Annotated in this window: 25 protein-coding genes and 2 tRNA genes; 18 read left to right on the forward strand and 9 right to left on the reverse strand. The window is 63.1% G+C overall.

Features of this window, described 5'->3' with window-relative positions; genetic code table 11:
• The first annotated feature begins 9 nt into the window (after positions 1 to 9).
• From ACA027_RS04065 to tatC, 4 genes are all read left to right on the forward strand, one after another.
• Complete coding sequence (locus ACA027_RS04065; protein ID WP_370682506.1) at positions 10 to 408, forward strand: histidine triad nucleotide-binding protein; 399 nt, start codon at positions 10 to 12, stop codon at positions 406 to 408.
• Positions 409 to 683: 275 nt separating this feature from the next.
• Complete coding sequence (tatA, locus tag ACA027_RS04070; RefSeq protein ID WP_370681128.1) at positions 684 to 929, forward strand: Sec-independent protein translocase subunit TatA; 246 nt, start codon at positions 684 to 686, stop codon at positions 927 to 929.
• Between the two features lie 22 nt (positions 930 to 951).
• Complete coding sequence (gene tatB, locus ACA027_RS04075; RefSeq protein ID WP_370681129.1) at positions 952 to 1443, forward strand: Sec-independent protein translocase protein TatB; 492 nt, start codon at positions 952 to 954, stop codon at positions 1441 to 1443.
• 120 nt (positions 1444 to 1563) lie between these two features.
• Positions 1564 to 2388: a twin-arginine translocase subunit TatC gene (gene tatC / locus ACA027_RS04080; protein WP_370681130.1), complete on the forward strand. Its 825-nt coding sequence runs from the start codon at positions 1564 to 1566 to the stop codon at positions 2386 to 2388.
• 315 nt (positions 2389 to 2703) lie between these two features.
• Here the strand turns inward: tatC and ACA027_RS04085 are convergent, their stop codons facing one another.
• Complete coding sequence (locus ACA027_RS04085; protein ID WP_370681131.1) at positions 2704 to 3855, reverse strand: trypsin-like peptidase domain-containing protein; 1152 nt, start codon at positions 3853 to 3855, stop codon at positions 2704 to 2706.
• A 369-nt stretch (positions 3856 to 4224) separates the two neighbouring features.
• On the opposite strand from ACA027_RS04085, the gene ACA027_RS04090 reads away from it, so the two are divergent.
• The 3 genes from ACA027_RS04090 (at position 4225) to pdxA (ending at position 7979) form a co-directional block, all read left to right on the forward strand.
• Positions 4225 to 5556 carry an MFS transporter gene (locus ACA027_RS04090; RefSeq protein WP_370681132.1) on the forward strand — a complete coding sequence of 444 codons (1332 nt, stop codon included), beginning with the start codon at positions 4225 to 4227 and terminating at the stop codon, positions 5554 to 5556.
• A 334-nt stretch (positions 5557 to 5890) separates the two neighbouring features.
• Entirely contained in the window at positions 5891 to 6640 is a 750-nt protein-coding gene (locus ACA027_RS04095) for a Nif3-like dinuclear metal center hexameric protein (RefSeq protein ID WP_370681133.1), read from the forward strand.
• A 280-nt stretch (positions 6641 to 6920) separates the two neighbouring features.
• Positions 6921 to 7979, forward strand: coding sequence for a 4-hydroxythreonine-4-phosphate dehydrogenase PdxA (pdxA, locus tag ACA027_RS04100; RefSeq protein WP_370681134.1), 1059 nt, complete (start codon positions 6921 to 6923; stop codon positions 7977 to 7979).
• A gap of 112 nt (positions 7980 to 8091) precedes the next feature.
• Here the strand turns inward: pdxA and mscL are convergent, their stop codons facing one another.
• A complete protein-coding gene (gene mscL / locus ACA027_RS04105) occupies positions 8092 to 8526 on the reverse strand; it encodes a large conductance mechanosensitive channel protein MscL (RefSeq protein ID WP_370681135.1) in 435 nt (144 codons plus the stop codon).
• Positions 8527 to 8675: 149 nt separating this feature from the next.
• On the opposite strand from mscL, the gene petA reads away from it, so the two are divergent.
• The 7 genes from petA to ACA027_RS04140 all read left to right on the forward strand — a co-directional run bounded on the left by petA (position 8676) and on the right by ACA027_RS04140 (position 13100).
• A complete protein-coding gene (gene petA, locus ACA027_RS04110) occupies positions 8676 to 9275 on the forward strand; it encodes a ubiquinol-cytochrome c reductase iron-sulfur subunit (RefSeq protein ID WP_370681136.1) in 600 nt (199 codons plus the stop codon).
• A 10-nt stretch (positions 9276 to 9285) separates the two neighbouring features.
• On the forward strand, positions 9286 to 10701 hold the full coding sequence (locus tag ACA027_RS04115) for a cytochrome bc complex cytochrome b subunit (RefSeq protein WP_370681137.1): 1416 nt from the start codon (positions 9286 to 9288) through the stop codon (positions 10699 to 10701).
• Positions 10702 to 10719: 18 nt separating this feature from the next.
• A complete protein-coding gene (locus ACA027_RS04120) occupies positions 10720 to 11478 on the forward strand; it encodes a cytochrome c1 (RefSeq protein ID WP_370681138.1) in 759 nt (252 codons plus the stop codon).
• A gap of 109 nt (positions 11479 to 11587) precedes the next feature.
• On the forward strand, positions 11588 to 12199 hold the full coding sequence (locus ACA027_RS04125; RefSeq protein WP_066540495.1) for a glutathione S-transferase N-terminal domain-containing protein: 612 nt from the start codon (positions 11588 to 11590) through the stop codon (positions 12197 to 12199).
• Between the two features lie 62 nt (positions 12200 to 12261).
• Positions 12262 to 12804: a ClpXP protease specificity-enhancing factor gene (locus tag ACA027_RS04130; protein WP_370681139.1), complete on the forward strand. Its 543-nt coding sequence runs from the start codon at positions 12262 to 12264 to the stop codon at positions 12802 to 12804.
• Positions 12805 to 12863: 59 nt separating this feature from the next.
• A tRNA-Thr gene (locus tag ACA027_RS04135) sits at positions 12864 to 12939 on the forward strand.
• 85 nt (positions 12940 to 13024) lie between these two features.
• Positions 13025 to 13100: transfer RNA gene (locus ACA027_RS04140), tRNA-Thr, on the forward strand.
• A gap of 232 nt (positions 13101 to 13332) precedes the next feature.
• Here ACA027_RS04140 and ACA027_RS04145 read toward each other — a convergent pair.
• Positions 13333 to 13647 carry a hypothetical protein gene (locus tag ACA027_RS04145; protein ID WP_370681140.1) on the reverse strand — a complete coding sequence of 105 codons (315 nt, stop codon included), beginning with the start codon at positions 13645 to 13647 and terminating at the stop codon, positions 13333 to 13335.
• Between the two features lie 223 nt (positions 13648 to 13870).
• On the opposite strand from ACA027_RS04145, the gene secA reads away from it, so the two are divergent.
• The 4 genes from secA to ACA027_RS04165 all read left to right on the forward strand — a co-directional run bounded on the left by secA (position 13871) and on the right by ACA027_RS04165 (position 19883).
• Positions 13871 to 16609, forward strand: coding sequence for a preprotein translocase subunit SecA (secA, locus tag ACA027_RS04150; RefSeq protein WP_370681141.1), 2739 nt, complete (start codon positions 13871 to 13873; stop codon positions 16607 to 16609).
• A gap of 316 nt (positions 16610 to 16925) precedes the next feature.
• Positions 16926 to 18155 (forward strand): bifunctional glutamate N-acetyltransferase/amino-acid acetyltransferase ArgJ, encoded by a 1230-nt coding sequence (gene argJ / locus ACA027_RS04155; protein WP_370681142.1) that lies wholly within the window; start codon positions 16926 to 16928, stop codon positions 18153 to 18155.
• Positions 18156 to 18377: 222 nt separating this feature from the next.
• Positions 18378 to 19331, forward strand: a complete 954-nt coding sequence (locus ACA027_RS04160; RefSeq protein WP_370681143.1) for an ATP-binding protein — start codon at positions 18378 to 18380, stop codon at positions 19329 to 19331.
• A 51-nt stretch (positions 19332 to 19382) separates the two neighbouring features.
• On the forward strand, positions 19383 to 19883 hold the full coding sequence (locus ACA027_RS04165) for an NUDIX domain-containing protein (RefSeq protein ID WP_370681144.1): 501 nt from the start codon (positions 19383 to 19385) through the stop codon (positions 19881 to 19883).
• Between the two features lie 110 nt (positions 19884 to 19993).
• Here the strand turns inward: ACA027_RS04165 and ACA027_RS04170 are convergent, their stop codons facing one another.
• The 6 genes from ACA027_RS04170 to pilB all read right to left on the reverse strand — a co-directional run bounded on the left by ACA027_RS04170 (position 19994) and on the right by pilB (position 25622).
• Positions 19994 to 20209, reverse strand: coding sequence for a DNA gyrase inhibitor YacG (locus tag ACA027_RS04170; RefSeq protein WP_370681145.1), 216 nt, complete (start codon positions 20207 to 20209; stop codon positions 19994 to 19996).
• Between the two features lie 39 nt (positions 20210 to 20248).
• Positions 20249 to 21004 carry a cell division protein ZapD gene (gene zapD / locus ACA027_RS04175; protein WP_370681146.1) on the reverse strand — a complete coding sequence of 252 codons (756 nt, stop codon included), beginning with the start codon at positions 21002 to 21004 and terminating at the stop codon, positions 20249 to 20251.
• Between the two features lie 101 nt (positions 21005 to 21105).
• Positions 21106 to 21717 (reverse strand): dephospho-CoA kinase, encoded by a 612-nt coding sequence (coaE, locus tag ACA027_RS04180; RefSeq protein ID WP_370681147.1) that lies wholly within the window; start codon positions 21715 to 21717, stop codon positions 21106 to 21108.
• A complete protein-coding gene (locus ACA027_RS04185) occupies positions 21717 to 22592 on the reverse strand; it encodes an A24 family peptidase (protein WP_370681148.1) in 876 nt (291 codons plus the stop codon). Before ACA027_RS04185 ends, coaE begins: the two co-directional genes overlap by 1 nt.
• A complete protein-coding gene (locus ACA027_RS04190) occupies positions 22592 to 23833 on the reverse strand; it encodes a type II secretion system F family protein (RefSeq protein WP_370681149.1) in 1242 nt (413 codons plus the stop codon). Before ACA027_RS04190 ends, ACA027_RS04185 begins: the two co-directional genes overlap by 1 nt.
• 49 nt (positions 23834 to 23882) lie before the next feature.
• Complete coding sequence (pilB, locus tag ACA027_RS04195) at positions 23883 to 25622, reverse strand: type IV-A pilus assembly ATPase PilB (protein WP_370681150.1); 1740 nt, start codon at positions 25620 to 25622, stop codon at positions 23883 to 23885.
• Between the last annotated feature and the right edge of the window lie 30 nt (positions 25623 to 25652).

Genomic DNA, 25652 nt, shown 5'->3' on the forward strand with positions numbered 1-25652 from the left:
CGCTTTGCCATGACCGAACCCGCATCTGCGCCCGCATATTCCGCGCACCCCGATCACGACGCCAACTGCATCTTCTGCAAGATCATTGCCGGCCAGATTCCCTCGCGCAAGGTGTATGAGGACGAGGATGTCTTCGCCTTTCACGACATCCAGCCCTGGGCACCGGTGCATTTCCTGATCGTGCCCAAGCGGCATATTGCCTCCATGGCCCATCTGACGGCCGAAGACGCGCCGCTGATGGGCAAGATCATGGCCTTGGCCCCCCGGCTGGCCCAGGAGCAGGGCTGCAATCCCTATCCGGATGGGGGCTTTCGCGTGGTGATCAACACCGGCGCCGAAGGCGGCCAGGAAGTGCATCACCTGCATGTGCATGTCATCGGGGGGCCCCGGCCCTGGAAGAAAGGGTGAACACCCCCCTGAGTCGCTGCGCGCCTTCCCCCCGCTCTTCGCTCGCTGCGCTCACGGGCAGGGGGACGCTGCCAGCGCTTCGGGGCGGCCCTTGCGCGGCAGCCCTGGCTGGGCTGCGTCGGTTTTATGCGCTACGCCCCTTGCTCTCTGACTCTGGGCTGTGCGCGCTGGCCTTGGTTGAGGCCGTCGCAATCGCCAACGTGGCTTAAGGCTTTCTGCCGCCATCCGGGGTGGCGGCCGTCTACAATGAAACGCATTCGTTAGGAGAAATTTCCATGGGCTCGTTTTCCATCTGGCACTGGTTGATCGTGCTGCTCATCGTGGTCTTGGTGTTTGGCACCAAGAAGCTCAAGAACATCGGCAACGACCTGGGCGGCGCCGTGAAGGGCTTCAAGGACGGCATGAAGGAGCAAGGCGGCAAGGAAGCCGCTGACACCCCGGAAGCCCCTGCCGGTCAGGTGACGGCCAGCACCAGCGCCGACAAGGCCACCATTGACGTTGAAGCCAAGCAAAAAAGCTGAAACGTCGTGAAAGTGTGCGCACATGTTTGATCTCGGCATTTCCAAGATGGCGCTGATCGGTGTGGTGGCCCTGGTGGTCATCGGCCCCGAGAAGCTGCCGCGCGTGGCCCGCACCGTGGGTGCGCTGCTGGGCAAGGCCCAGCGCTACGTGGCGGACGTGAAGGCCGAGGTCAGCCGCTCCATGGAGCTCGACGAGCTGCGCAAGATGAAGGAGACGGTGGAAACCGCCGCACGCGACGTGGAAAAGTCCGTGCACGACACCACCTCCGACCTGGAAAAGGACTGGCGTGACGCCACCGATTTCGAGTCTGCCGGCAGCGAGGCCGGCTCCACCCTGGCCAGCAGCTATGAAAGCTACAGCGCCGTGGCGCCGGTGTACCGGCATCCGGGCAAGAACTTCCGCCTCAAGCGCGGCGCGGTGCCGCAGTGGTACAAGGCGCGTGCAGGTGTGCGCAGCAAGGTACAGTCCGGTGCGGCGCGCGTGGCGCGTTTTCGGCCCAAGCGTTTTCATTGACTGCGCTGGCGATGCGCACAATCTAAGCCTGCGGGGCCGTCAGTTGGCTGACCGGCCCTTTTCCGTTTCAGGGCGTGACGCCTGCATGGCAGGCTGCGCGCCCGGTATCTAACACCCACCATGTCCGACAAACCTTCTCTCGAAGACGAAATGGCAGGCACCGAGCAGCCTTTCGTGCAGCACCTGATGGAGCTGCGCGACCGTCTGCTGTATTGCATCTACGGCATTGCGCTGGCGGTGGCGGTGCTGGCGCTGTGGCCCGGCCCCGACCGGCTGATGGACTTCGTCGCCTATCCCATCCGCGCCCATATGCCGCCGGATGCCAAGCTGATTGCCGTGGGCGTGTTCTCGCCCTTCTTCATCCCGCTGAAGGTGTTGATGATGGTGGGCATGCTGGCCGTGCTGCCCTGGATCATGTACCAGCTGTGGGCCTTTGTGGCGCCGGGCCTGTACAGCCACGAGAAGAAGTTTGCCCTGCCGCTGATTATTTTCGGCAGCCTGCTGGCCTATCTGGGCATTGCCTTTGTGCAGTTCTTTGTGCTGGACAAGATGTTCAACTTCATCCAGCGCTTCACGCCCTCCAGCGTGGCGGCCACGCCGGACATCGCCTCCTATGTGGAGGCCATCTTGTCGCTGTACCTGGCCTTTGGCTTGGCTTTTCAGGTGCCCATTGTGGTGATGCTGCTGGTGCGCTTTGGCGTGGTGGAGATCGCCAAGCTCAAGCAGTTCCGTGGCTACTTCATCGTGCTGGCCTTTGTGGTGGCCGCCGTGGTCACACCGCCGGATGTGATCTCGCAACTGGCGCTGGCCATTCCCATGTGCATCTTGTACGAGGTGGGCATCATCGGCGCGGGCTGGTTTACCAAGGTGTCTCGCGCACCCGAGGGCGAGCAGGCCGAGGCTTCGGATGCGCTGCAGCCGCAGCAGCCAGGGAACGAGAAATAACGCAGCGTTGAGGCGCAGCCTTTGCCCGCTGCCGTTGTGCAGTCCGGTGCAAGGCCGGCGACATGTTTTGACTGGCTTGCCAAGCCCGGTGCATTCACCATGCATCGGGCTTTTTGTTTGTGGAGCTGGGGTGGGTAGCTGCTCCTCAAAAAGTAGCGGTTTCTGCGTATGCGGTCTTTATTTGTGCAATGAACCCGTTTCAAAGTGCCGGTGGATAAGCGATAGCTGCTCTGATAAGCAGAGCGCTGGCTGCAGGCAGCAGGCGCAAAAAAAGCCCGGCCAAGCCGGGCTCTGCTGGGGCGCGGTGCCGCGCGGTCAGCGATTGCGGCGGGGTTGCTGCGGGCTGGGGCGCACGCCGGGGGAGATATTCAGGCTGGCGCTGCCATCGGCACGCTGCACGGTGAAGGCCGTGGCCTCGTTGGGGGTCAGTGCTGCCACGGCGGTCATCAGCTCGGCCACGTTGCGCACCGGCTTGCCAGCCACTTCGGTGATCACATCGCCAGGGCGCATGCCACCCTGGGCTGCCGGGCCGTTGTGCAGCACGCCGGTGATGATCACCCCTTGGGCGGCCTTGACGCCAAAGGTCTCGGCCAGCTCGGGCGAGAGCTCGTTGGGCTCCACACCAATCCAGCCGCGTGTGACCTTGCCGTCTTTGACGATGCCATCCAGCACGATCTTGGCGGTGGACACCGGAATGGCAAAGCCGATGCCCATGCTGCCGCCCGAGCGCGAGTAGATGGCGGTGTTGATGCCCAGCAAATGGCCGTTGACGTCCACCAGCGCGCCGCCGGAGTTGCCGGGGTTGATGGCCGCATCGGTCTGGATGAAGTTCTCGAACGTGTTGATGCCCAGTTGGTTGCGGCCCAGGGCGCTGACGATGCCGCTGGTGACGGTCTGGCCCACGCCGAAGGGATTGCCAATGGCCAGCACGGTGTCGCCCACGGCGGCCTGGTCGGAGTTGCCCAGCACGATGACGGGCAGCTTGTCCAGCTCCACCTTGAGCACGGCCAGGTCGCTGTCGGGGTCGGTGCCGATGATGCGGGCCTTGGCCTGGCGGCTGTCGGCCAGGGTGACCTCAATCTCATCCGCGCCGGACACCACATGGTTGTTGGTCAGGATGTAGCCGTCGGGGCTGATGATGACGCCGCTGCCCAGGCCTGCTTGTTCCTGGGTGCCGGCCTGGTCGCCGAAGAAGAACTGGAACCAGGGGTCATTGGCACGCGGGTTGCGCACGGCCTTGCTGGTGTTGATGCTGACCACGGCCGGCATGGCCACCTTGGCGGCCGCGCTCAGGCTGCCCGCCACGGGTTCGGGGCGCTGGGTGCTGGGGGCTTCCAGCAGCGAAATACCGGCGCGGCTGACGGTGGCGCCGCGCTGCAGCCAGCTCGGCTGCAAGGTGACCACGATGAAATAGGCGGCCAGCAGCACGGTGACTGTCTGCGCGAACAAAAGCCAGAAACGCTTCATACAAAGAAGTTCGGTGGAATGAGAAGAGGGGGTCTGCGAGCGTAAACACGCTGTGAAGAAGCGTACGTGGGTTTGTGCCCGGCTGCAGCGATTGTGCGGCATCGTGGCTGGGAATGTCTGGCTTCGCTGTCCGTGGAGGTGCGGGGTTAATGTCGCCAGGATGTCAGTCGCACGGTGTTAACCCTAGAATATTTCTTCGACTGCGCCTCGCCATGTTCGTCTTGCGTCCGCACACCCGCGGGCTGCAAGGCCGGTGCAAGTCTCCATCCCGAAGTCTTGCTGAACGGCCCGCCACTGCATGTTGCACCCCTAAATGCTGTGGCCGCCCGCTGCGCTGTCTGACCGAATTGATTTCTGGAAAGACGCTCCATGAGTAAGACTGCCAATGCACAAGCCCACCAAGTGGCGGGCGGTGCACACCACCGTCCTTTGAACCGTGACGACTACAAGACCCTGGGCCTGTCCGCCCTGGGTGGAACGCTGGAGTTCTACGACTTCGTCGTGTTTGTGTTCTTTGCCAACGTCATCGGTACCCTGTTCTTCCCTGCCGACCTGCCCGACTGGATGCGGCAGTTGCAGACCCTGGGCATTTTTGCCGCCGGCTACCTGGCACGTCCCCTGGGCGGCATCATCATTGCCCACTATGGCGACAAGATCGGCCGCAAGAAGATGTTCACGCTGTCCATCTTTTTGATGGCCGTGCCCACCTTGGTCATCGGCCTGCTGCCCACCTACGCCACGATTGGTATTGCCGCCCCGTTGCTGCTGCTGTTGATGCGCGTGCTGCAGGGTGCGGCCATCGGTGGCGAAATGCCGGGTGCCTGGGTGTTTGTGGCCGAGCATTCGCCCGCCAAGAACTATGGCCTGGCCATTGGCACGCTGACCTCGGGCATCACTGGCGGCATCTTCCTGGGCTCCATCTTTGCCGTGTGGCTCAACAGCGCCTATACGCAGGCCGAGATCCACGACTGGGCCTGGCGCATGCCCTTTATCTTGGGCGGTGTGTTTGGCCTGGTGTCGGTGTATCTGCGCCGCTTTCTGCAAGAGACGCCGCTGTTTCGCGACATGCAAAAGCGCAAGGCGGCCGATGCCGAGCTGCCCATCAAGACCATCTTGCGTGACCACCGTGCAGCCTGCGTGCTGGTGGCGCTGATGACCTGGGTGCTGTCCACCGCCGTGGTGGTGGTGGTGCTGATGACCCCGTCCTATCTGCAAAAGGTGTTTCACATCGCTCCGAGCGACGCCATGACCGCCAATGCTGTGGCCACGGTCACATTGACCATAGGCTGTGTGTTCTGGGGCTGGCTGAGCGACAAGCTGGGCACCAAGGCCGCCATGCTGCTGGGCTGGGGCGGCATGACCGTGACCGCCTACATCTTCTACCTGAACCTGCCGGGCCTGGACACCCTGGTGCTGCGCTACGCGCTGGTGGGCTTCTTTGTGGGCTCCATCTCGCTGCTGCCCGTGGTGGGCGTGCGCGCCTTTCCCGTGGCCGTGCGTTTCACCGGCCTTTCGTTTGCCTACAACATGGCTTATGCCGTGTTTGGTGGACTCACGCCCATGCTGGTGGCCGTGTGGCAGCAGGTGGATATGATGGCTCCTGCCCACTATGTGGCGGCCATGGGGGTGCTGGGCATGGCCATTGGCTTCTGGCGACTGGCCCGCTTTGGCTGGCAGCCCAAGGTGAAATCTGCGGCTTAACTTCTGTGAGTGATTCGTGCGAGGGCTGCCATACAGCGCTTCATGCTTTGTTGCTTGCCCTTGCCGTATAGAAATACTGTCTGCGGTCAAGACGCCGCGCCTGAAGCGCTGTTTGGCCGTTGTGGCGATAGGCGTTAACGCCAGCGAAGCTGCCATGGCCCGCTCCGGCAGACGATCCAAAGCTTGATTCTTGGCGCTCAAAACTGGCGCGGCCCACGCCAGGGCACCGCGCAAGGGCCGCCCCGCAGCGCTGGTGCCGTCCCCCTCCAATCGCGCAGCGATAGAGAGGGGGAAGACGCCGCAGGCGGCACAGGGGGTGTCTCATAATCTCGCCATGATTCAGCGACACGAACTTCTGGCCCAGTTGGATGGCCTGCTGCAACCCGAACGCTTCAAGGACTACGGGCCCAATGGCCTGCAGGTGGAGGGCAAGGCCGAGATTCGCCGCATGGTCAGCGGTGTCACGGCCAGCCGGGCCTTGATCGAAGCAGCGATTGCCGATGGCGCCGATGCCATTTTTGTGCACCACGGCCTGTTCTGGCGTGGCATGGATGGGTGCATCACCGGCTGGATGAAGGAGCGCATCCGCTTGCTGCTGGCCCACGACATCAATCTGTTCGCCTACCACCTGCCGCTGGATGCCCACCCCGAACTGGGCAACAACGCCCAACTGGGCCAGCGCTTGGGTCTGGCGCATGACGCCACCTTTGGCGACCAGGCCCTGGGTATGGTGGGCAGTGCCAGCTTTGCCAACGCCCAGGCGCTGGCCACCCAGGTACAGGCCGCATTGGGGCGCACGGTGACCTGCGTCAGCGGAGCGGCAGACCAGCCTATCCGCCGCGTGGCCTGGTGCACGGGTGGGGCGCAAGGCTTTTTTGAGGGCGCGATTGTGGCCGGTGCCGATGCCTTTATCACCGGTGAAATCTCCGAGCCCCAGGCCCATCTGGCGCGCGAGACCGGCACCACCTTTATTGCCGCCGGCCACCATGCCACCGAGCGCTATGGCGCTCCGGCCGTGGCCGCCCATGTGGCGCAGCAGCTGGGGCTGGAGCACCGGTTTATTGATATTGATAACCCGGCATGACGGTGGAACACCCCCTGAGTCGCCTGCGGCGCCTTCCCCCCGCTCTTCGCTCGCTGCGCTCGCGGGCAGGGGGACGCTGCCAGCGCGGCGGGGCGGCCCTTGCGCGGCAGCCCTGACATGGACTGCGCCAGTTTTGTGCGCTGTGCCCGTTGTCTTGCTCCCTCGCCCCTATGGGGAGAGGGTGGGGTGAGGGGCTGCATGCCACGACCGACGACTCTGAAAAACAGAGCTGCCTACGCTTGATAGATAAGCGTTAGCGGCTGATTGGATTCCAAACACCATGTCTGCACCTTCTACACCGCTGCCTGTTGCCATCACCCAGGGTGATTCGGCTGGCATAGGGCCAGAAATCATTGCCAAGACCTTCAGAGACCATGGGCCGCTGCTGCATGGCTGCTTTGTGGCAGGCGATGTGGAGACCATGCGCCGGGGGGCGCAGGCAGTGCTGCGCGGGGGCGAGACGCCGCTGCCGGTGGCGGCGATTGCCACGCCTGCCGAGGCCTGGAGCGTGCCGCCGCGCTGTATGCCGGTGCTGCAGCTGGCGGAGATGCCGCCGCCCGCGCCCTGGGGGCAGGTCAGCCGCCAGGCTGGCGAGGCTGCTGCGCGCAGCGTGCAATGGGCGGCGCGTGCGGCCCTGGCCGGTGAGGTGGCGGCCCTGGTGACGGCACCGCTGCACAAAGAGGCCTTGTCGCTGGCGGGTGTGGATTACCCGGGCCATACCGAGCTGCTGCAGGCCGAGGCGGCGTGCCATGCTGGCGTGCCCATTGAGCAGATGCCGGTGCGCATGATGCTGGCCAATGACCAGCTGCGCACGGTGCTGGTCAGCATCCATGTCTCGCTGCGTCAGGCGTTGGAGGCAGTGACTGTGGGCAATATCCTGCAGACATTGCGCATCACCCATGCTGCACTCACGCGCAGTCTGGGGCGTGCGCCCCGCATCGCGGTGGCCGGGCTGAACCCGCATGCGGGGGAGGGCGGGTTGTTTGGGCGCGAGGAAATCGAGGTGATTGCTCCTGCCGTGGCCCAGGCGCGGTCAGAGAAAATGGATGTGAGCGGCCCCATTTCCCCGGATACGGTGTTCATGCGGGCCCGCAATACCCCGCAACATCCCGGGGAATTCGACGTGGTGTTGGCGATGTACCACGACCAGGGTTTGATCCCTATCAAATATCTGGGTGTTGAAGAAGGCGTCAATGTGACCCTGGGATTGCCCTTGGTTCGCACCAGTCCGGACCATGGAACGGCCTTCGACATTGCCGGAAAAGGGCAGGCCGATGCCTCCAGCATGGTGGAGGCAGTGCGCATGGCCAAGCAGCTGGCAGGGCTGCCGCTGCACTGAGAAAAGCCCCGAATGAAGGCGCCGCAAGCCGCCCGGGCCAGGACCGCATGGGCATGAAAAAGCCCCGACAGGCGGGGTTTGGAGGGGTGAAGAACGGCGTTTTACGGGGCGGTCAGCCGTTTTTTCGCAGGCTGTCGCGGATTTCGCGCAGCAGCACAATGTCTTCCGGTGTGACGGGCACGGCCTCGGGTGCGGGCGGGGCTTGGCGCTTCAAGCGGTTGATTTGCTTGATCATCATGAAGATGATGAAGGCCAGAATCACGAAGTTCACAGCCACCGTGATGAAGTTGCCGTAGGCAAAAACGGGTACGCCGGCCTTGCGCACGGCGTCCAGGGTCTGGGGAATGCCGTCTGGCACCGAGCCCAGTGCCAAAAACATATTGGAAAAGTCCAGTTTGCCGAACACCAGGCCCACAACCGGCATGATCAAGTCGTTGACGATGGAGTCCACGATCTTGCCGAAGGCGCCGCCGATGATCACACCGACGGCCAAGTCAATCACGTTTCCTTTGACCGCGAATTCGCGGAATTCTTGCATCATTCCCATGGCGGAAAGCTCCCTGTCAAGAGTTAGACCAAGCGCAAGTATCGGGCGATAAATCAAATTTGCAGTCACGCAGCGACTGGAATAACCCTAGTGGCTCCGCTACAATTTTTCGATTGACCCCAATCTAGCGATGTTCATCGAGGATTCCCATGAGTGAAACTCCAGTCGACTCCAGCAAACGGACGTGGATCATCACGTCTGCTTGTGCAGGCGCGGTGGGCGGCGTGGCTGCTGCCGTGCCTTTTGTGAGTACGTTCCAGCCTTCCGAAAAAGCGAAGGCGGCAGGTGCTGCTGTGGAGGTCGACATCTCCGCATTGAACCCCGGTGAGAAGCTCACCGTCGAGTGGCGCGGCAAGCCGGTGTGGATCATCAGGCGCACCCCTGAGCAGCTCAAGGATCTGCCCGAGCTGGATACCCAGCTGGCCGACCCCCAGTCGCTGCGCAAACCGGATGAGTTCACGCCCGTCTATGCCCGCAATGAAGTCCGCTCCATCAAGCCCGAAGTGCTGGTGGTGGTCGGCATCTGTACCCATCTGGGTTGTTCGCCCTCCGACAAGTTTGTGGCTGGTCCCCAGCCCTCGTTGCCGGCGGACTGGAAGGGCGGCTTTCTGTGCCCCTGCCACGGCTCGACCTTCGATATGGCCGGCCGCGTGTTCAAGAACAAGCCCGCGCCGGACAACCTCGAAGTGCCTCCGCATATGTACCTGTCGGAGACCAAGCTCCTGATCGGTGAAGACAAGAAGGCTTGATGGAGTCGACATGGCACACGAATTCAAAGAAATAGATCCCAACGCGTCCACGGGCGCCAAGGTGACCAATTGGTTCGAGAACCGTTTCCCCACGGCGTTCTCGGCCTATAAGGTTCACATGTCGGAGTACTACGCTCCGAAGAATTTCAACTTCTGGTACATCTTCGGCTCGCTGGCGCTGCTGGTGCTGGTGATCCAGATCGTCACCGGCATCTTCCTGGTGATGCACTACAAGCCGGACGCTGAAAAGGCCTTCGCCTCGGTGGAATACATCATGCGTGATGTGCCTTGGGGTTGGCTGATTCGCTATATGCACTCCACGGGGGCCTCAGCCTTCTTTGTGGTGGTGTATCTGCACATGTTCCGTGGCCTCTTGTATGGCTCCTACCGCAAGCCGCGCGAGCTGGTCTGGGTCTTTGGTTGCGCCATCTTCCTGGCGCTGATGGCCGAAGCCTTCATGGGCTATCTGCTGCCCTGGGGCCAGATGTCGTACTGGGGCGCCCAGGTGATCGTGAACCTGTTCGCGGCCATCCCCTTTGTGGGTCCCGACCTGGCGCTGCTGATCCGTGGCGACTATGTGGTGGGTGATGCCACGCTGAACCGCTTCTTCAGCTTCCACGTGATCGCCGTGCCTCTGGTGCTGCTGGGCCTGGTCGTGGCGCACTTGCTGGCGCTGCACGATGTGGGCTCGAACAACCCCGACGGCGTGGAAATCAAGGCGCCCAATGCGCCCAAGGATGAAAAAGGCCACCCTCTGGATGGCATTCCTTTCCACCCCTACTACACGGTGCATGACATCTTCGGTGTGGCGGTGTTCCTGTTCCTGTTCTCGGCCGTGGTGTTCTTTGCGCCCGAGTTCGGTGGCTACTTCCTGGAATACAACAACTTCATTCCGGCCGATCCGCTGAAGACGCCCAACCACATTGCTCCGGTCTGGTACTTCACGCCGTTCTATTCGATGCTGCGTGCCATCACTTCCGAGATGATGTATGTGCTGGTGGCCTGCGTGGTGCTGGCGGCGCTGTTCACCTTCGTGAAGACCAAGCTGCCCGGCATTGCCAAAGCCATTGTCGGCGGCGCTGCCGTGGTGGCCGTGGCCCTGATGCTGAACATCGACGCCAAGTTCTGGGGCGTGGTGGTCATGGGGGGGGCTGTGGTGATTCTGTTTGCTCTGCCCTGGCTGGATTGCAGCCCGGTCAAGTCCATTCGCTATCGTCCGAGCTGGCACAAATACCTGTACGCCGTGTTTGTGGTGGTGTTCGTGGTGCTGGCCTATCTGGGCGTGCAACCACCATCGCCCATCGGCGAGCGCGTGTCGCAGGTCGGAACCCTGTTTTACTTCGGTTTCTTCTTCCTCATGCCCTGGTGGAGCCAGCTGGGCACGCCCAAGCCCGTGCCTGATCGCGTGACTTTCAAGCCCCACTGAGCCTAGGAGAGAACAACAATGAAAAAACTGATCCTCACGCTGGTTGCCGCTTTGGGCATCGTCACGGGTGCCCAGGCATCCAGTGACCTGCTGGTTCCGCTGGACAAGGCGCCGATCGATACGACCAACCAGGCTTCGCTGCAAAACGGTGCCAAGCTGTTTGTGAACTACTGTCTGAGCTGCCACTCGGCCGCTTTCATGCGCTACAACCGTCTGCAGGACATCGGACTGACCGAGCAGCAGATCAAGGACAACCTGCTGTTCACCACCGACAAGGTGGGCGAGACCATGATCTCGGCCATCGACCCCAAGCAGGCCAAGGACTGGTTTGGTGGCAATCCGCCCGATCTGACCGTGATCGCACGCTCGCGTGCCAGCGGTGATGGCTCGGGTGCGGACTACCTCTACACTTTCCTGCGCACCTTCTACAAGGACGAGACCAAGCCCACGGGCTGGAACAACCTGGCCTTCCCCAGCGTGGGCATGCCCCATGTGCTGTGGCAGCTGCAGGGCGAACGCCGTGCACTGTTTGAAGAGCAGGAAGTCCACGGTCAAAAGACCCAGGTGTTCAAGGGCTGGGAAGAGCTGACTCCCGGCTCCCTGACCCAGGTGCAGTACGATCAGGAGGTTGGCGACTTGGTGAATTACCTGCAATGGATGGGTGAGCCGGCACAAAATACGCGTATCCGTATTGGTGTGGGCGTGCTGATCTTCCTGGGTATCTTCATCTTCATCGCTTGGAGACTGAACGCCGCGTTCTGGAAAGACGTCAAGTAAGTAGTAGTTGGTCTGTGGTCGCCTCCGCTTCGGTGGACAGCGGCCCGGTCTTTGTGGAGTGGGCGCTTTGAGAGCGTCCCACTCTTTTTGATTTTTAGGAGCTTCCACCATGATGGTGCTTTATTCGGGAACGACCTGCCCTTATTCCCACCGTTGCCGCTTCGTGTTGTTCGAAAAGGGCATGGATTTCGAGATCCGCGATGTGGACCTGTACAACAAGCCCGAAGAAATCAGCGTGATGAACCCCTACGGTCAGGTGCCCATCCTGGTGGAGCGCGACCTGATTCTGTACGAATCCAACATCATCAACGAGTACATTGACGAGCGCTTTCCGCATCCCCAGCTGATGCCCGGCGACCCGGTGGATCGTGCCCGCGTGCGTCTGTTCCTGCTCAACTTCGAGAAGGAATTGTTCGTGCACGTGAACACGCTGGAAGAACGCAATGCCAAGGGCAATGAAAAGGCCATCGAAAAGGCGCGTGCTCACATCCGTGACCGCCTGACGCAGCTGGCCCCCGTGTTCCTGAAGAACAAATACATGCTGGGCGAAGGCTTCTCCATGCTGGACGTGGCGATTGCCCCGCTGCTGTGGCGCCTGGACTACTACGGCATCGAGCTCTCCAAGAACGCAGCGCCCCTGCTGAAGTACGCCGAGCGCATCTTCTCGCGCCCTGCCTACATCGAAGCGCTGACGCCTTCCGAAAAGGTGATGCGCAAGTAATGCGTGCCTGAGGCGCCGATAACGCCTTCCTCTTTGTACCCGCCCACTCTGCACCAGAAGCCATGAACGCCCAGGAATCCACATCGACCCGCCCCTATCTGATTCGGGCCATCTACGAGTGGTGCACGGACAACGGCTTGACGCCGTACCTGGCGGTGCGGGTGGACAAGACGGTGCAGGTGCCGCGCGAGTATGTGAACGACGGTGAGATCGTGCTGAACGTCAGCTATGACGCCACCAGCAGCCTGCAAATCGGCAACGACTTCATCGAGTTCAAGGCCCGCTTCGGCGGCAAGCCGCGCGAGATCATGGTGCCCGTGGACAAGGTGCTGGCCATCTACGCCCGTGAAAGCGGGCAGGGCATGTCCTTCCCTGTCGTGGATGATGGTCTGCCATCCATGCCCGCATCTGAGGCCGTGGATGCACCAATCGCCGAAGGTGAAGGCGAGGCCGACCGCGTGGTGCAGCTGGTGCCGGAAGGCCAGAGCGCTGCGCCCCTGAGCGCCGTGCCGCGCAGCCACATGGCCGGCGATGGCGCCGATGAGGAAGACAAACCCCGTCCACCCACGGGCAGTGGCCGTCCTTCGCTGAAATTGGTGAAGTGAGGCGCGCTTGCACGCCAAGGCGCGTGCAAGCCAATTCCTGCATTACAATTAATGGTTCCGCCGGTTTAGCTCAGTTGGTAGAGCACCCGCCTTGTAAGCGGTAGGTCGTCAGTTCGAATCCGACAACCGGCACCAATTTCCCCAGCAGTTTCAGGCGCTTCTTCTGTGAAGCACCTCGTCCCTCCGGCAGCCGATCTGTATGCGGTCTGTGGTGCGGACCGCCGGTTTAGCTCAGTTGGTAGAGCACCCGCCTTGTAAGCGGTAGGTCGTCAGTTCGAATCCGACAACCGGCACCATCTCCCCCCTCCCATATACCTGTCTTGGTTCTTCATGGCGCTGTGCATGAGGCCGGCTCAGCCCATGTCAATGGGACAGGCAGGCCTGCACCTCGATGCGTCCGGTTATGCAGCGCAGCTTGCAAAACTGGCGCGCCACACATGAGGGCACCGCGCAAGGGCCGCCCCGCCGCGCTGGTGCCGTCCCCTCCCACGCGCAGCGTGAGAGAGAGGGGGGAAGACGCGAAGCGGCTCAGGGGGAGACTTTTATCCGAATATGCTGCACATCCCAGCCCTTGACGCGCAAATGTGCCTCCATACCTGGCAGCAGATAGCGCAGCTTGGTCGCCGCGGCGTTGTTGCGCACCAGCACACACCAGCTGCTGCCCTCAATGGGGCCGGCCTCCAGGCAGTGGCGCAGCGCCGGCGGCACCAGGGGCAGCACAGCGCGCAGGCGCTCTTTGGAGTCCTGTGTCAGCGCCACCAGCTGCGTCAGCGTGGGCGAGGCCCGAACGGCTTGTTCAGCAGTGATGGCGTGGTGGCGGCGGGTGAAGGAGGGCGGCGGCATGGGGCGAAATAGTGAGCGAGCATTATGCGGTTCAACGCTGCGGCAGACAGGGCTGTCACACGGCAGAAATTCCCTGTGGCTGGGCCGCAGTTAGAATCAATTTTTGGCTTGCATCGCCTCCTGGACCTTGCAGGAGGTGACGCCAGTCCCCATTTGCACCTTCATCTTAGGGATTCTGACCCACCGCATGGCCTGCAGGGCTGTAACGGCGGGGTCTGTTCGCATGGCCACCAACTTCCTCACCAAATTATTCGGCAGCCGCAATGACCGGCTTCTCAAGCAATACCGCAAGACGGTGGCTCGCATCAATGCGATGGAGCCTGAGTTTGAAAAGCTGAGCGATGAGGCTTTGCGCGCCAAGACCGACGAGTTCCGCGCACGCCTGGCCCAGGGCGCCACGCTGGACGACCTGCTGCCCGACGCCTTCGCAGTGGTGCGTGAAGCGTCCAAGCGCGTCATGAAGATGCGCCATTTCGATGTGCAGCTGATGGGCGGCATGGCCTTGCATGAAGGCAAGATCGCCGAAATGCGCACCGGTGAGGGCAAGACGCTGACCTCCACCCTGCCTGTGTACCTGAATGCCCTGTCCGGCAACGGCGTGCATGTGGTGACGGTGAACGACTACCTGGCCAGCCGCGACGCGGCCACCATGGGACGGCTGTACCACTTCCTGGGCATGGCCGTGGGCGTGAACCTGCCCAATGCGCCGCGCGACGAGAAGCAGCAGGCCTATCTGGCCGACGTCACCTACGGCACGAACAACGAGTTCGGCTTTGACTATCTGCGCGACAACATGGTGTATGACGCGGCCGACCGCGTGCAGCGTGGCCTGAACTACGCCATCGTCGACGAGGTGGACTCCATTCTGATCGACGAGGCCCGCACCCCGCTGATCATCTCCGGCCAGGCCGAAGACAACACGGCCATGTACCTGGCCATCGACAAGCTGGTGCCCCAGATGGTGCGCCAGGAGGGCGAGGCCGACCCCCGCACCGGCGAAGGCGTGACCAAGCCCGGCGACTTCACGCTGGACGAGAAAAGCCACCAGGTCTTTCTGACCGAGCAGGGCCACGAAGTGGCCGAGCGCATTCTCTCGCACGCCGGCATGATTCCCGAAGGCGCTTCGCTGTACGACCCGGCCAACATCGCCCTGGTCCACCACCTCTACGCCGCGCTGCGTGCCCACCATATCTACCACCGTGACCAGCACTATGTGGTGCAAAACGGTGAGGTGGTGATCGTCGACGAGTTCACCGGCCGCCTGATGTCCGGCCGCCGCTGGAGCGATGGCCTGCACCAGGCCGTCGAAGCCAAGGAAGGCGTGTCCATCCAGGCCGAGAACCAGACCATGGCCTCGATCACCTTCCAGAACTACTTCCGCCTCTATGGCAAGCTGTCCGGCATGACCGGTACGGCCGACACCGAGGCCTATGAGTTCCAGAGCATCTACGGTCTGGAAACCGTGGTCATCCCGCCCAACAAGCCCAGCAAGCGCGAAGACCAGCTGGACCGCGTCTACAAGACCACCAAGGAAAAGTACGACGCCGCCATTGCCGACATCCGCGCCTGCCACGAGCGTGGCCAGCCGGTGCTGGTGGGTACGACCTCGATCGAGAACTCCGAAGTCATCGACGAGCTGCTGCAGAAGGCCGGCCTCCCCCACCAGGTGCTGAACGCCAAGCAGCACGCCAAGGAAGCCGACATCATTGCCCAGGCCGGTCGCGAAGGCATGATCACCATCGCCACCAATATGGCCGGCCGTGGTACCGACATCGTGCTGGGCGGCAATATCGAAAAGGAAATCCAGGCCATCGAGACCGATGAGACCCTGGACGCCGGCACCAAGCAGTCCCGCATTGCAGCCCTGCGCGCGCAGTGGAGCGTGGACCACGAGAAGGTGCTGGCCCTGGGTGGCTTGCGCATCATCGCCACCGAGCGCCATGAATCCCGCCGCATCGACAACCAGCTGCGCGGCCGTTCGGGCCGCCAGGGCGACCCCGGCTCCTCGCGTTTCTACCTCAGCCTGGACGACGCGCTGATGCGCATCTTCGCCGGCGACCGGGTGCGCTCCATCATGGACCGCCTGAAGATGCCCGAAGGCGAAGCCATCGAGGCCGGCATCGTCACCCGCTCCATCGAGTCCGCACAGCGCAAGGTGGAAGCCCGCAACTTCGACATGCGCAAGCAGCTGCTGGAGTACGACGATGTCTCCAACGACCAGCGCAAGGTGATCTACCAGGAGCGCAACGACATTCTGGATGCCACCGAGCTGGACTCCATGATTGCCGCCATGCGCCGCGATGTGGTCACCGAAGTGGTGCACCAGCATGTGCCGCCCGAGTCCATGGAAGAGCAATGGGATGTGCCCGCGCTCGAGAAGGCCCTGGTCAGCGACTGGCAGCTGCATGTGGACCTGGTCGCCTGGGTCAAGGGCAACGACCACGCCACCGACGAAGACATCCTCGAACGCGTGCTGGAAGCCGCCAACGCCCATTACCAGGCCAAGGTGGATCTGGTGGGCTCCGAGCAGTTCCTGCAGTTCCAGCGTGCCGTGCTGCTGCAAAGCTTTGACACCAACTGGCGTGACCACCTGGCCGCGCTGGACTATCTGCGCCAGGGCATCCACCTGCGCGGCTATGCGCAAAAGCAGCCCAAGCAGGAATACAAGCGCGAGGCCTTCGAGCTGTTCCGCCAGCTGATCGACCAGGTCAAGAGCGAAGTCACCCGCGTGCTGATGACGGTGCGCATCCAGCAACCCGAAGCGCTGCAGCAGGCCGCCCAAGGCATTGAGCAGCATGCCGAGCAGGTGCAAGGCGGCATGCATTACGCCAGCGCTGACGGCGACAAGAGCGATGCGGGAGAAGGCTTCCAGCTGCCCGAAGGCATGCGTGTGGGCCGCAATGACCCCTGCCCTTGCGGCAGCGGTGAGAAGTTCAAGAACTGCCACGGAAAGCTTGCGTGACACTCCCCTGAGGCGCTGCGCGCCTTCCCCCCGCTCTTCGCTCGCTGCGCTCGCGGGCAGGGGGACGACAGCCTCGCTGCGGGGCGGCCCTTGCTCGCTGTCTGCTGGGTTGGGCTGTGCCCGTTTTGTACGCGCTGCCCCGGTCTTACTCCCTCGCCCCTTCGGGGAGAGGGTTGGGGTGAGGGGGCTGCTCGCACAGCACGGATATGCATCACCAAAACGGGCTCAGGCCCGTTTTGTGTTTTGTGCGTAGACCGCAGCCGCTGTAGCCGGCCGATAATTGGCCACCGTTTCAATTTCCGTAGGAAGCCCTGCAATGCCCGTGAATCTCCCTGTCCCCGTTGCCGCAGACCTGCACCCGGTCGCCGGCGTGCGCATTGGTGTCACCGAAGCCGGTGTACGCAAAGCCAATCGCAAAGACCTGACCGTGTTCTTGCTGGATGAGGGCACGACGGTGGCGGGCGTGTTCACGCAAAACCGCTTCTGCGCCGCGCCCGTGCAGGTCAGCCGCGAGCATTTGCAGGCCGGCCAGGGCATTCGCGCCATGGTCATCAACACCGGCAATGCCAACGCCGGCACCGGCGCCGACGGCCTGGCCCGTACCCATGCCACTTGCGAAGCATTGGCCAAGGCGCTGAACCTGGCGCCCGCGCAAATCCTGCCGTTCTCCACCGGCGTGATCATGGAGCCGCTGCCGGTGGACCGCATCGTGGCGGGCTTGCCTGCGGCGATTGCTGCTGCCAAGGCCGACAACTGGGCCACGGCTGCCGAAGGCATCATGACCACCGACACCCAGCCCAAGGCCTATAGCCGTCAGGTGCAGCTCGGTGGCAAAACCGTCAGCGTCACCGGCATCAGCAAGGGCGCGGGCATGATCCGCCCCAATATGGCCACCATGCTGGGCTTTGTGGCCACCGACGCCGCTATTGCCCCCGCGCTGCTGCAGGCCCTGGTGAAGGAGCTGGCCGATGGCTCGTTCAACCGCGTGACCATTGATGGCGACACCTCCACCAACGATTCCTTTGTGCTGATGGCCACGCACCAGGCCGGCAATGCGCCAGTCACCAGCTGGGACAGTGCCGAGGCCCAGGCCTTGAAGACCGCGCTGCTGGATGTGGCCCGTCTGCTGGCCCAGGCCATTGTGCGCGACGGCGAAGGTGCGACCAAATTCATCACCGTGCAAATCGATGGTGGCAAGACCGAAGAGGAATGCCGGCTGGCCGCCTATTCGATCGCGCATTCGCCGCTGGTGAAGACTGCCTTCTTCGCTTCCGACCCCAATTTGGGCCGCATTCTGGCGGCCGTGGGCTATGCTGGCATCCACGATCTGGATCAGACCAAGATCGATCTGTTCCTGGACGACGTACATGTCGTCGTCAATGGCGGCCGCAATCCCTCCTACAAGGAAGAAGACGGCCAGCGCGTGATGAAGCAGCAGGAAATCACCGTGCGCGTGGGCTTGGGCCGTGGTCAGGCCAGCCAGACGGTGTGGACTTGTGATTTGAGCCACGACTACGTCACCATCAACGCCGACTACCGTTCCTAAAGCGGTTTTCCACAACCCGGATACTTTGTTGCGGAGCCTCGCCGTAGCGCTGCTACTGTCTTCGGCTCCGCGCCGCGTCTCCGGGCTGCGGCCAACCGCTGGCGTTGGGGGTGCTCTCAAATTCAGGAGCATTCACTGCTTTTAAATAGCTGGTTCCAGCATGTTTTGTATCTGAAGCTGGCTTTCTATCAGCAGTGATAGCTATCAAAAATAAATGGAGATATGACTGTGATGGATGTAAGCAACCCTCTGGAGCGGTTGGTGGAGCGTGCTGAGCTGTTGATGCAGCGCATCGAGGCCGTGTTGCCCCAGCCGCTGCAAGCGCCTGCCGACTGGAACGACGCCATTGCTTGGCGCTACCGCAAGCGCGCCAATGGCTGTGGTCTGCTGGAGCCGGTGCGCCATGTGGGCGCCATGCAGCTGTCGGATTTGCAGAACATTGACGGCCAAAAAGACAAGATTGCGCGCAACACCGAGCAGTTTGTGCAGGGCCGCACGGCCAACAATGTGTTGCTCACGGGTGCGCGTGGCACGGGCAAGTCTTCGCTGATTCGTGCCTGCCTGCATGCCTATGCGCCCAAGGGCTTGCGCCTGATTGAGGTGGACAAGGCCGATCTGACCGATCTGCCCGACATCGTCGACGTGGTCGCCGGCCGGCCCGAAAAATTCATCATCTACTGCGACGACCTGAGCTTTGAAGAGGGCGAGCCCGGCTACAAGGCCATGAAGTCCATCTTGGACGGCTCGGTCTCCGCCGCCACGCCGAATGTGCTGGTCTATGCCACCAGCAACCGCCGCCATTTGCTGCCCGAGTACATGACGGACAACCTGGCCCAGAGCAAGGGCGAGAATGGCGAGATCCACCCCGGTGAGGTGGTGGAAGAGAAAATCTCCCTGTCCGAGCGCTTTGGCCTGTGGGTGAGTTTCTATCCCTTCAGCCAGGACGAATACCTGCGCGTGGTGGCCCAGTGGCTGTCTTCGCTGGGCCTGTCGGTTGCCGAGATCGAGGCCTCCCAGCCCGAGGCCCTGGTGTGGGCGCTGGAGCGTGGCTCGCGCAGCGGCCGCGTGGCTCAGCAATTCGCCCGCGACTGGGCCGGCCGCGATCAGCGTCCGGTGGAAGGCCGCCAGCGCATTGCCGATGTGGATGGCCTGAGCGAAGAAGCCGAAACCGATTGATTGAATAGACAGCGTGGTGGCCTGTGGGGCGCCGCGCCTGGAATACCCCCTGTGACTGAAGCCTCTGCCTCCCCAAGCTCTTCCCATACCCCCGCCCGCAGCCACACCGAAGTCGCTGTGGGCGTGCTGATCCGCGAAAGCGATGGCGCCCTGCTGATCACCAGCCGCCCGCAGGGCAAGCCGCGTGCGGGTTGGTGGGAGTTCCCGGGTGGCAAGCTGGAGGCGGGCGAGAGCGTGGAGCAGGCCCTACGCCGCGAGCTGCAGGAGGAAATCGGCATCCACATTACCAACTGCATTGCCTGGAAGGTGACCGAGCATGACTACAGCCACGCCCTGGTGCGCCTGCACTGGTGCAAGGTCACGCAGTGGGAAGGTGAGTTCGAAATGCGCGAAGGCCAGCAAATGGCCTGGCAGCAGCTGCCTTTGACGGTGCGCCCGGTGCTGGAGGGCTCTTACCCTGTACTGGAATGGCTGAGCGCGGAGCGCGGCCTGCCGTTTGATGTGGCCCTGTATGCGCAGCAGGCGCAAGATGGCCTGGCGGCTGAAAAATAAGGAGCAGCCCCTGCGCAAGGGCTGTGCATTTGCGGCAGATTTCTATCTGAAAGCCATGCGTGATGGGCAGCAGGCGCTCTGTTTTTTACCAGCCCGCTGAAAAGCGTTTTTCAGTCTTCGTGGCGCGGGTCGCCGTATTGCGCATCCTGGGGCGGAGTCTGGGCCGGCACGCGAAAGCTTTCATTGGCCCAGGCGCCCAGGTCGATCATCTTGCAGCGCTCGCCGCAGAAGGGGCGAAAGCGGTTGCTGGGTGCAAAAAGGCTGGGGCCGCCGCAGGTGGGGCAGGGCACGGTGGTGGGGGTGGAAGAAACGTCGGGCGTGGTCATACCGCCCAAGCCTAGCGCAAATGCTGTGCCCCTGTGGGCTTAGGCACAGAGAGTGAGCTCAAAAGCCGCTTCTTCATGGGTGGGCTGCAGCTTGCCGGCCTCGTCCGGGCGCATCAGCCGCACCGACACCATCAGGCGGTTGCCGCTGATTTCGGGCACCAAGTTCAGCTCGGGGTCTATGCGCAGGCGCAGCAGCTGAAAGCTGCGGCCCGCGGGCAGGTATTGCTGGAAATGCCCTTTGCTGGCCGCCACCTTCTGTGGCACACCGGTGTCGCGCAGCAGGCCCAGCAGCAGCAGCAAGGCGTTGGACAGGGGCTGAAAGCAGGCAGACCAGCGCTGCAGATCGTCACGGCGGCGCTCGCAGGGCAGGTGCTTCCAGGTGTGATAGGCCGGCAGGTCGAAGCCGCAGGTGCCGCCAGGAATGCCCATGCGGCTGCGCACGGCCATCAACCAGTCGTTTTCGGTCAGCGACTGGCCGGTCTTGCCGGTCTGGGCATTCAGGGCGGTAAAGGCCGTATCCAGCTGGGCAATGATGTGGTCCAGCATTTCCTCGGCGATGGAGGGGTTGCCGCGGTAGCTGTCGAGCAGGTTTTTTTGCCGCTCCAGGTCCTTGAGGATGTCAGCCTTCAGGTCGGCACGTGCCGCGACATCCAGCAGCTCGAACAGCGTGGTCAGGGCAAAGTGGTGATCCAGTGCAGATTCGCCTTCCAGCAGCTCGCTGAGACGGCGGAACAATTGCTCCAGGCGCAAATAGGTTCTCTGCCGTTCGTTGAAAGGATATTCGTAGAGGATCACGCTGGTTGCTTCCGAGGCGGGCTTATCCAATCTGGGGACACATGGCGAAGATGCTGCAAAGGCTGATCCGGCTTGGGTAGTGTGGTTCAGACTTCATAGCATCATAGCCCGAAGAAGTCGGCAATACGATCGGCATGTTCCCGCAATTGCATCAACGTCAGGCTGTCGTTGTAGATCACCCAGTCGGCGGCAGCCCGGCGCTGGCTGCGCGCGGCCTGTGCCGCGATGATGTTTTGCACCGCTTCACGCTCCAGGCCGCTGCGTTGCATCACCCGGGTAATTTGCGTGGTTTCGCTGCAGTCGACCACCAGCACCTGGTCCAGCCGGGCCGGCCAGCGCGGGGACTCCACCAGCAGCGGGATATCGAACACCAGCAGCCGGGCACCCGCCGCCACAGCCGCCTGGGCATGGGCTTCGGTGCTGCTGCCCACCAGGGGGTGAACAATGGCCTCCAGCGCCTGGCGGGCCGTGGCGTCCTGAAAGACCAGCGCACGCATGGCGGCGCGGTCCAGGCTGCCATCCGGGGTGGCGATATGCGGGCCGAAGCGCGCCATGATGGCAGGCATGGCCGCACCGCCTGCAGCGGTCAGACTGCGGGAGATGGCGTCGGCGTCCAGCAGGGCCGCACCGCGATCGGCCAGCATCTGGCCCACGGTGCTCTTGCCGCTGCCTATCCCTCCGGTGAGTCCCAGGCGCAAAGGGTGTCGGTGCATCACATTCCTGCAAAAGCGAACAGGCCGTCCACCATCATGTCGGAACCGAACACCATGGCTGCGCAGCCGGCCCCTGCCAAAAAGGGGCCAAAAGGAATGTAACCGCCTTCGCGCAAGCTGCCGGTGAATTGCAGCGCCAGACCGGCGATGAGACCCAGCACCGAGGCGATGAGGATGACGGGCACCAGGGCCTGCCAGCCCAGCCAGGCACCCAGGGCGGCAAAGAGCTTGAAGTCGCCATAGCCCATGCCCTCCTTGCCGGTGGCCAGTTTGAAGGCCCAGTACACCAGCCACAGCGACAGATAGCCCGCGACCGCGCCATACACGGCATCGGGCAGTGGGGTGGTGGTCCACTGCAGCGCACTGGCCAGCAAGCCGGCCCACAGCAGGGGCAGGGTGATGCTGTCGGGCAGCAAGGTGGTGTCCCAGTCTATGAGTGCCAGCGTCAGCAGTGCAGCGCTGAAGCCGCACCAGGCCAGGCCCGTGGGGTTGGTACCCCAGCGCGCCACGCACAGGGCAAACAAGGCCGCAGTGGCCAGCTCCACCAGCGGATAGCGCATGCTGATGCGGGCCTTGCAGTGGGCGCAGTGCCCGCGCAGCACCAGATAGCTGAGGACGGGAATGTTCTGGTACCAGTAGATGGTGTGTCCGCAGTGCGGGCAATGCGATCGCGGGGTGGACAGGGTGACACCGTAGGCGGGCGCTCGACCAGACCCCGCGACATGCGCAGCACCCCGTATGGCGGCCTCATGCTCGGCGGCCCAGTCCTGTTCCATCTGGCGCGGCAGGCGGAGGATGACGACGTTCAGAAAACTTCCGATCACCAGGCCGAACAGGGCGGCCAGCCAGGCTTCCATGCCAAAGTGCAGCGCCATCACACCACCTGGCCGAGTTTGAAAATGGGCAAATACATGGACACGACGATACCGCCAATCAGCGTGCCCAGGAACACGATGATGAGGGGCTCCATCAGGCTGGACAGGCCGGCCACCCTCTCATCGACCTCTTGCTCGAAGTAGTCGGCGGCCTTGCCCAGCATATGGTCGAGGGTGCCTGACTCCTCGCCGATGGCAGCCATCTGCAGCACCATATGGGGAAAGACCTGGGTATGGCCCATGGCGGTGCTCAGGCTGGTACCGGTGGCCACCTCCTGCTGAATGCGCTGTGTCGCGCTGTGGTAGACATGGTTGCCCGAGGCGCCGCCCACCGAGCCCAGGGCCTCCACCAGCGGAACGCCGGCGGCAAACATGGTGGAGAGCGTGCGCGTCCAGCGGGCCACGCAGGACTGTTGGAGCAGCGGGCCCAAGAGGGGCAGCTTCAGCAGCAGCCGGTCCATGTGCTGCTGCAGGCGTTCGCTGCGCTTCCAGGCCAGCCGCAGGCCGTAGACGGTGGCAACCAGGCCAGCGCAGAGCTGCCACCACCAGCGCACCACGGTGTCGCTGACCGCCATCACCAGCAGCGTGGGCGCGGGCAGATCGGCGCCGAAGGAGGAGAAGACTTCCTTGAACGCCGGGATCACCCAGACCATGATCACGCTCACCACCACCAGGGCCACGGCGAGCACGGTGCAGGGGTACATCAGCGCCGACCGGATCTGGAGCTTGATGCGCTCGGTCTTCTCCATATAGCTGGCCAGGCGGTCCAGCAGCGCCTCCAGAATGCCTGCGGTCTCGCCGGCCTCGATCAGGTTGCAATACAGCGCGTTGAAGTAAAGCGGGTGCTTGCGAAAAGCCGCACTCAGCGAGGTGCCTGTTTCCACATCGCTGCGGATCTCCAGGAGCAGCTGGCTGACTCTGGGGTTGTGGTGGCCGCTCCCCACGATGTCGAAGGCCTGCAGCAGCGGAACACCGGCCTTCAGCATGCTGGCCATCTGGCGGGTGAACAGGGCGATGTCCCTGGGGCGGATGCGCTTGCCTGCAGGCATGCGCCGCTGCTGGATGCGCAGGCCACCAATGCCCTGGCGGCGCAGGCTGGAGTGCACCAGGAGGGCGCTTGCGGCACGCATCTCGCCGCGCACCAGCTTGCCGCTGCGGTCCTTGCCCTCCCAGGCAAACAGCCGCTCTTTGCTGGCGGTGCGCTTGCCACTGCTGCTGTGGGGACGGGCTGCAGTCGCCATGCGAAGCTCCTTTTCAGGCGCGCGTGCGATGGGCGCACGCGTGGAATATTTAGCTGTTGGTAACGGCCAGCACCTCTTCCAGCGAGGTCTGGCCCCATCTGACTTTGTGCAGGCCGGACTCGCGCAGCGAGCGTACGCCCTCGGCTCTGGCCTGCGCGGCCATCTCCAGCGCGCTGCCGTCGCGCAGGATGATGTGTTGCATGGCCTCGCTGATGGGCATGACCTGGTAGATGCCGACGCGCCCTTGGTAGCCCTGGTTGCAGGCCGCGCAGCCCACGGCGTGGTAGGGCCGCCAGGAGCCGTCGAGCGCCTCCTCGGTAAAGCCGGCTTCCAGCAAGGTGTGTGCAGCTAGGTCGACCGGTGCCTTGCAGGCCTCGCACAAGCGCCGCGCCAGACGTTGGGCGGTGATGAGGATCACGCTGGAGGCGATGTTGAACGGTGCAACGCCCATGTTGCGCATGCGCGTGAGGGTGGAGGGCGCATCGTTGGTGTGCAGCGTGGATAGCACCAGATGCCCTGTTTGCGCCGCCTTGATGGCGATATCGGCCGTTTCCAGGTCGCGGATTTCGCCCACCATGATGATGTCCGGATCCTGGCGCAAAAAAGACCGCAGCGCGCAGGCAAAGGTCAGTCCGGCCTTTTCGTTGACATTCACCTGGTTGACGCCGGGCAGATTGATTTCCGAAGGGTCTTCGGCGGTGGCAATGTTCACGCCGGGCTGGTTCAGCAGGTTCAAACAGGTGTAGAGCGACACCGTCTTGCCCGATCCCGTGGGGCCGGTGACCAAAATCATGCCGTAGGGGCGCTGTATGGCCTGGAGCAGGCGCGCTTTTTCGGGGGCTTCGTAGCCCAGGGCGTCTATGCCTATTTTTGCGCTGCTGGGGTCGAGGACGCGGATCACGATCTTCTCGCCAAACAGCGTGGGCAGGGTGGAGACACGGAAATCGATGACGTGGTTGGCAGCCACCTTGAGCTTCATGCGCCCGTCCTGAGGCACGCGTTTTTCGGCAATGTCCAGCCGGGAGATCACCTTGATGCGCGAGGCCAGCTTGTCCTTGATGGCAATCGGAGGCGCGGCGATTTCACGCAACGTGCCGTCGATGCGAAAACGCACGCGGTAGTGGTGCTCGTAGGGCTCGAAATGCAGGTCGGACGCGCGCATGCGGACGGCGTCCAGCAGCATCTTGTGCAGGAATTTGACGACCGGGGCATCTTCCACCTCGTGGCGGAGGCTGCTGTTGTTTGCCTCTTCGGCGGGCATGTCCTGGATGTTTTCAAAGACAAATTCCTCGGGCATGCCGGTGTGGCGGTCCAGGGCATTGGCAGTGCTGTGGTGGCTGGCGTCCAGCAGTTGGAGCAACTGGTCGTACTCGGCCACCACCCATTCCACATTCAGCTGGGTGGTGAACTTGATCTGCTTGGCTGCCTCCTGGTTGCTCGGGTCTGCCGTGGCCACGATCAGCTTTTTCCCGCGCCGGGCCAGGGGCAGCAGTGTGTGGGTGCTGCAGATTTTCCGGTCCAGCAGCTCGCGCGGCAGCTGCGCCGGGTCCAGTGCCGTCACATCCAGCAGCGGAAGGCCAAAAATCTGTGCACTTGCTGTAGCCAGGGTGGCTGCGCTCATGGTTCCAGAGGCGATCAGCTCGGCCGCAAAGCTGGTCTTGGCGCTGGATGCCTGGCGGTGCAGCGCTTCCGCCACATGGGCGGGCAGCTGCTTGGCCTGGACCAGGGCATGTCCCAGTCCGGACGCCGAAGCGCGCGCTGCAGAGGAGGCGGGAGACGGCGCAGCCATGGAGGTGTGTGGCAGCAGGAGTGGGTGATG

The organism is Comamonas sp. GB3 AK4-5 (genome assembly GCF_041320665.1).
GTDB lineage: Bacteria > Pseudomonadota > Gammaproteobacteria > Burkholderiales > Burkholderiaceae_C > Comamonas.

Excerpts from the sequence above, each read along its gene's own strand:
- ACA027_RS04065 (WP_370682506.1), top strand. The coding sequence starts at position 10 with ATGACCGAACCCGCATCTGCGCCCGCATATTCCGCGCACCCCGATCAC.
- tatA (WP_370681128.1), top strand. The coding sequence starts at position 684 with ATGGGCTCGTTTTCCATCTGGCACTGGTTGATCGTGCTGCTCATCGTG.
- tatB (WP_370681129.1), top strand. The coding sequence starts at position 952 with ATGTTTGATCTCGGCATTTCCAAGATGGCGCTGATCGGTGTGGTGGCC.
- tatC (WP_370681130.1), top strand. The coding sequence starts at position 1,564 with ATGTCCGACAAACCTTCTCTCGAAGACGAAATGGCAGGCACCGAGCAG.
- ACA027_RS04085 (WP_370681131.1), bottom strand. The coding sequence starts at position 3,855 with ATGAAGCGTTTCTGGCTTTTGTTCGCGCAGACAGTCACCGTGCTGCTG.
- ACA027_RS04090 (WP_370681132.1), top strand. The coding sequence starts at position 4,225 with ATGAGTAAGACTGCCAATGCACAAGCCCACCAAGTGGCGGGCGGTGCA.
- ACA027_RS04095 (WP_370681133.1), top strand. The coding sequence starts at position 5,891 with ATGATTCAGCGACACGAACTTCTGGCCCAGTTGGATGGCCTGCTGCAA.
- pdxA (WP_370681134.1), top strand. The coding sequence starts at position 6,921 with ATGTCTGCACCTTCTACACCGCTGCCTGTTGCCATCACCCAGGGTGAT.
- mscL (WP_370681135.1), bottom strand. The coding sequence starts at position 8,526 with ATGGGAATGATGCAAGAATTCCGCGAATTCGCGGTCAAAGGAAACGTG.
- petA (WP_370681136.1), top strand. The coding sequence starts at position 8,676 with ATGAGTGAAACTCCAGTCGACTCCAGCAAACGGACGTGGATCATCACG.
- ACA027_RS04115 (WP_370681137.1), top strand. The coding sequence starts at position 9,286 with ATGGCACACGAATTCAAAGAAATAGATCCCAACGCGTCCACGGGCGCC.
- ACA027_RS04120 (WP_370681138.1), top strand. The coding sequence starts at position 10,720 with ATGAAAAAACTGATCCTCACGCTGGTTGCCGCTTTGGGCATCGTCACG.
- ACA027_RS04125 (WP_066540495.1), top strand. The coding sequence starts at position 11,588 with ATGATGGTGCTTTATTCGGGAACGACCTGCCCTTATTCCCACCGTTGC.
- ACA027_RS04130 (WP_370681139.1), top strand. The coding sequence starts at position 12,262 with ATGAACGCCCAGGAATCCACATCGACCCGCCCCTATCTGATTCGGGCC.
- ACA027_RS04145 (WP_370681140.1), bottom strand. The coding sequence starts at position 13,647 with ATGCCGCCGCCCTCCTTCACCCGCCGCCACCACGCCATCACTGCTGAA.
- secA (WP_370681141.1), top strand. The coding sequence starts at position 13,871 with ATGGCCACCAACTTCCTCACCAAATTATTCGGCAGCCGCAATGACCGG.
- argJ (WP_370681142.1), top strand. The coding sequence starts at position 16,926 with ATGCCCGTGAATCTCCCTGTCCCCGTTGCCGCAGACCTGCACCCGGTC.
- ACA027_RS04160 (WP_370681143.1), top strand. The coding sequence starts at position 18,378 with ATGACTGTGATGGATGTAAGCAACCCTCTGGAGCGGTTGGTGGAGCGT.
- ACA027_RS04170 (WP_370681145.1), bottom strand. The coding sequence starts at position 20,209 with ATGACCACGCCCGACGTTTCTTCCACCCCCACCACCGTGCCCTGCCCC.
- coaE (WP_370681147.1), bottom strand. The coding sequence starts at position 21,717 with ATGCACCGACACCCTTTGCGCCTGGGACTCACCGGAGGGATAGGCAGC.
- ACA027_RS04185 (WP_370681148.1), bottom strand. The coding sequence starts at position 22,592 with ATGGCGCTGCACTTTGGCATGGAAGCCTGGCTGGCCGCCCTGTTCGGC.
- ACA027_RS04190 (WP_370681149.1), bottom strand. The coding sequence starts at position 23,833 with ATGGCGACTGCAGCCCGTCCCCACAGCAGCAGTGGCAAGCGCACCGCC.
- pilB (WP_370681150.1), bottom strand. The coding sequence starts at position 25,622 with ATGGCTGCGCCGTCTCCCGCCTCCTCTGCAGCGCGCGCTTCGGCGTCC.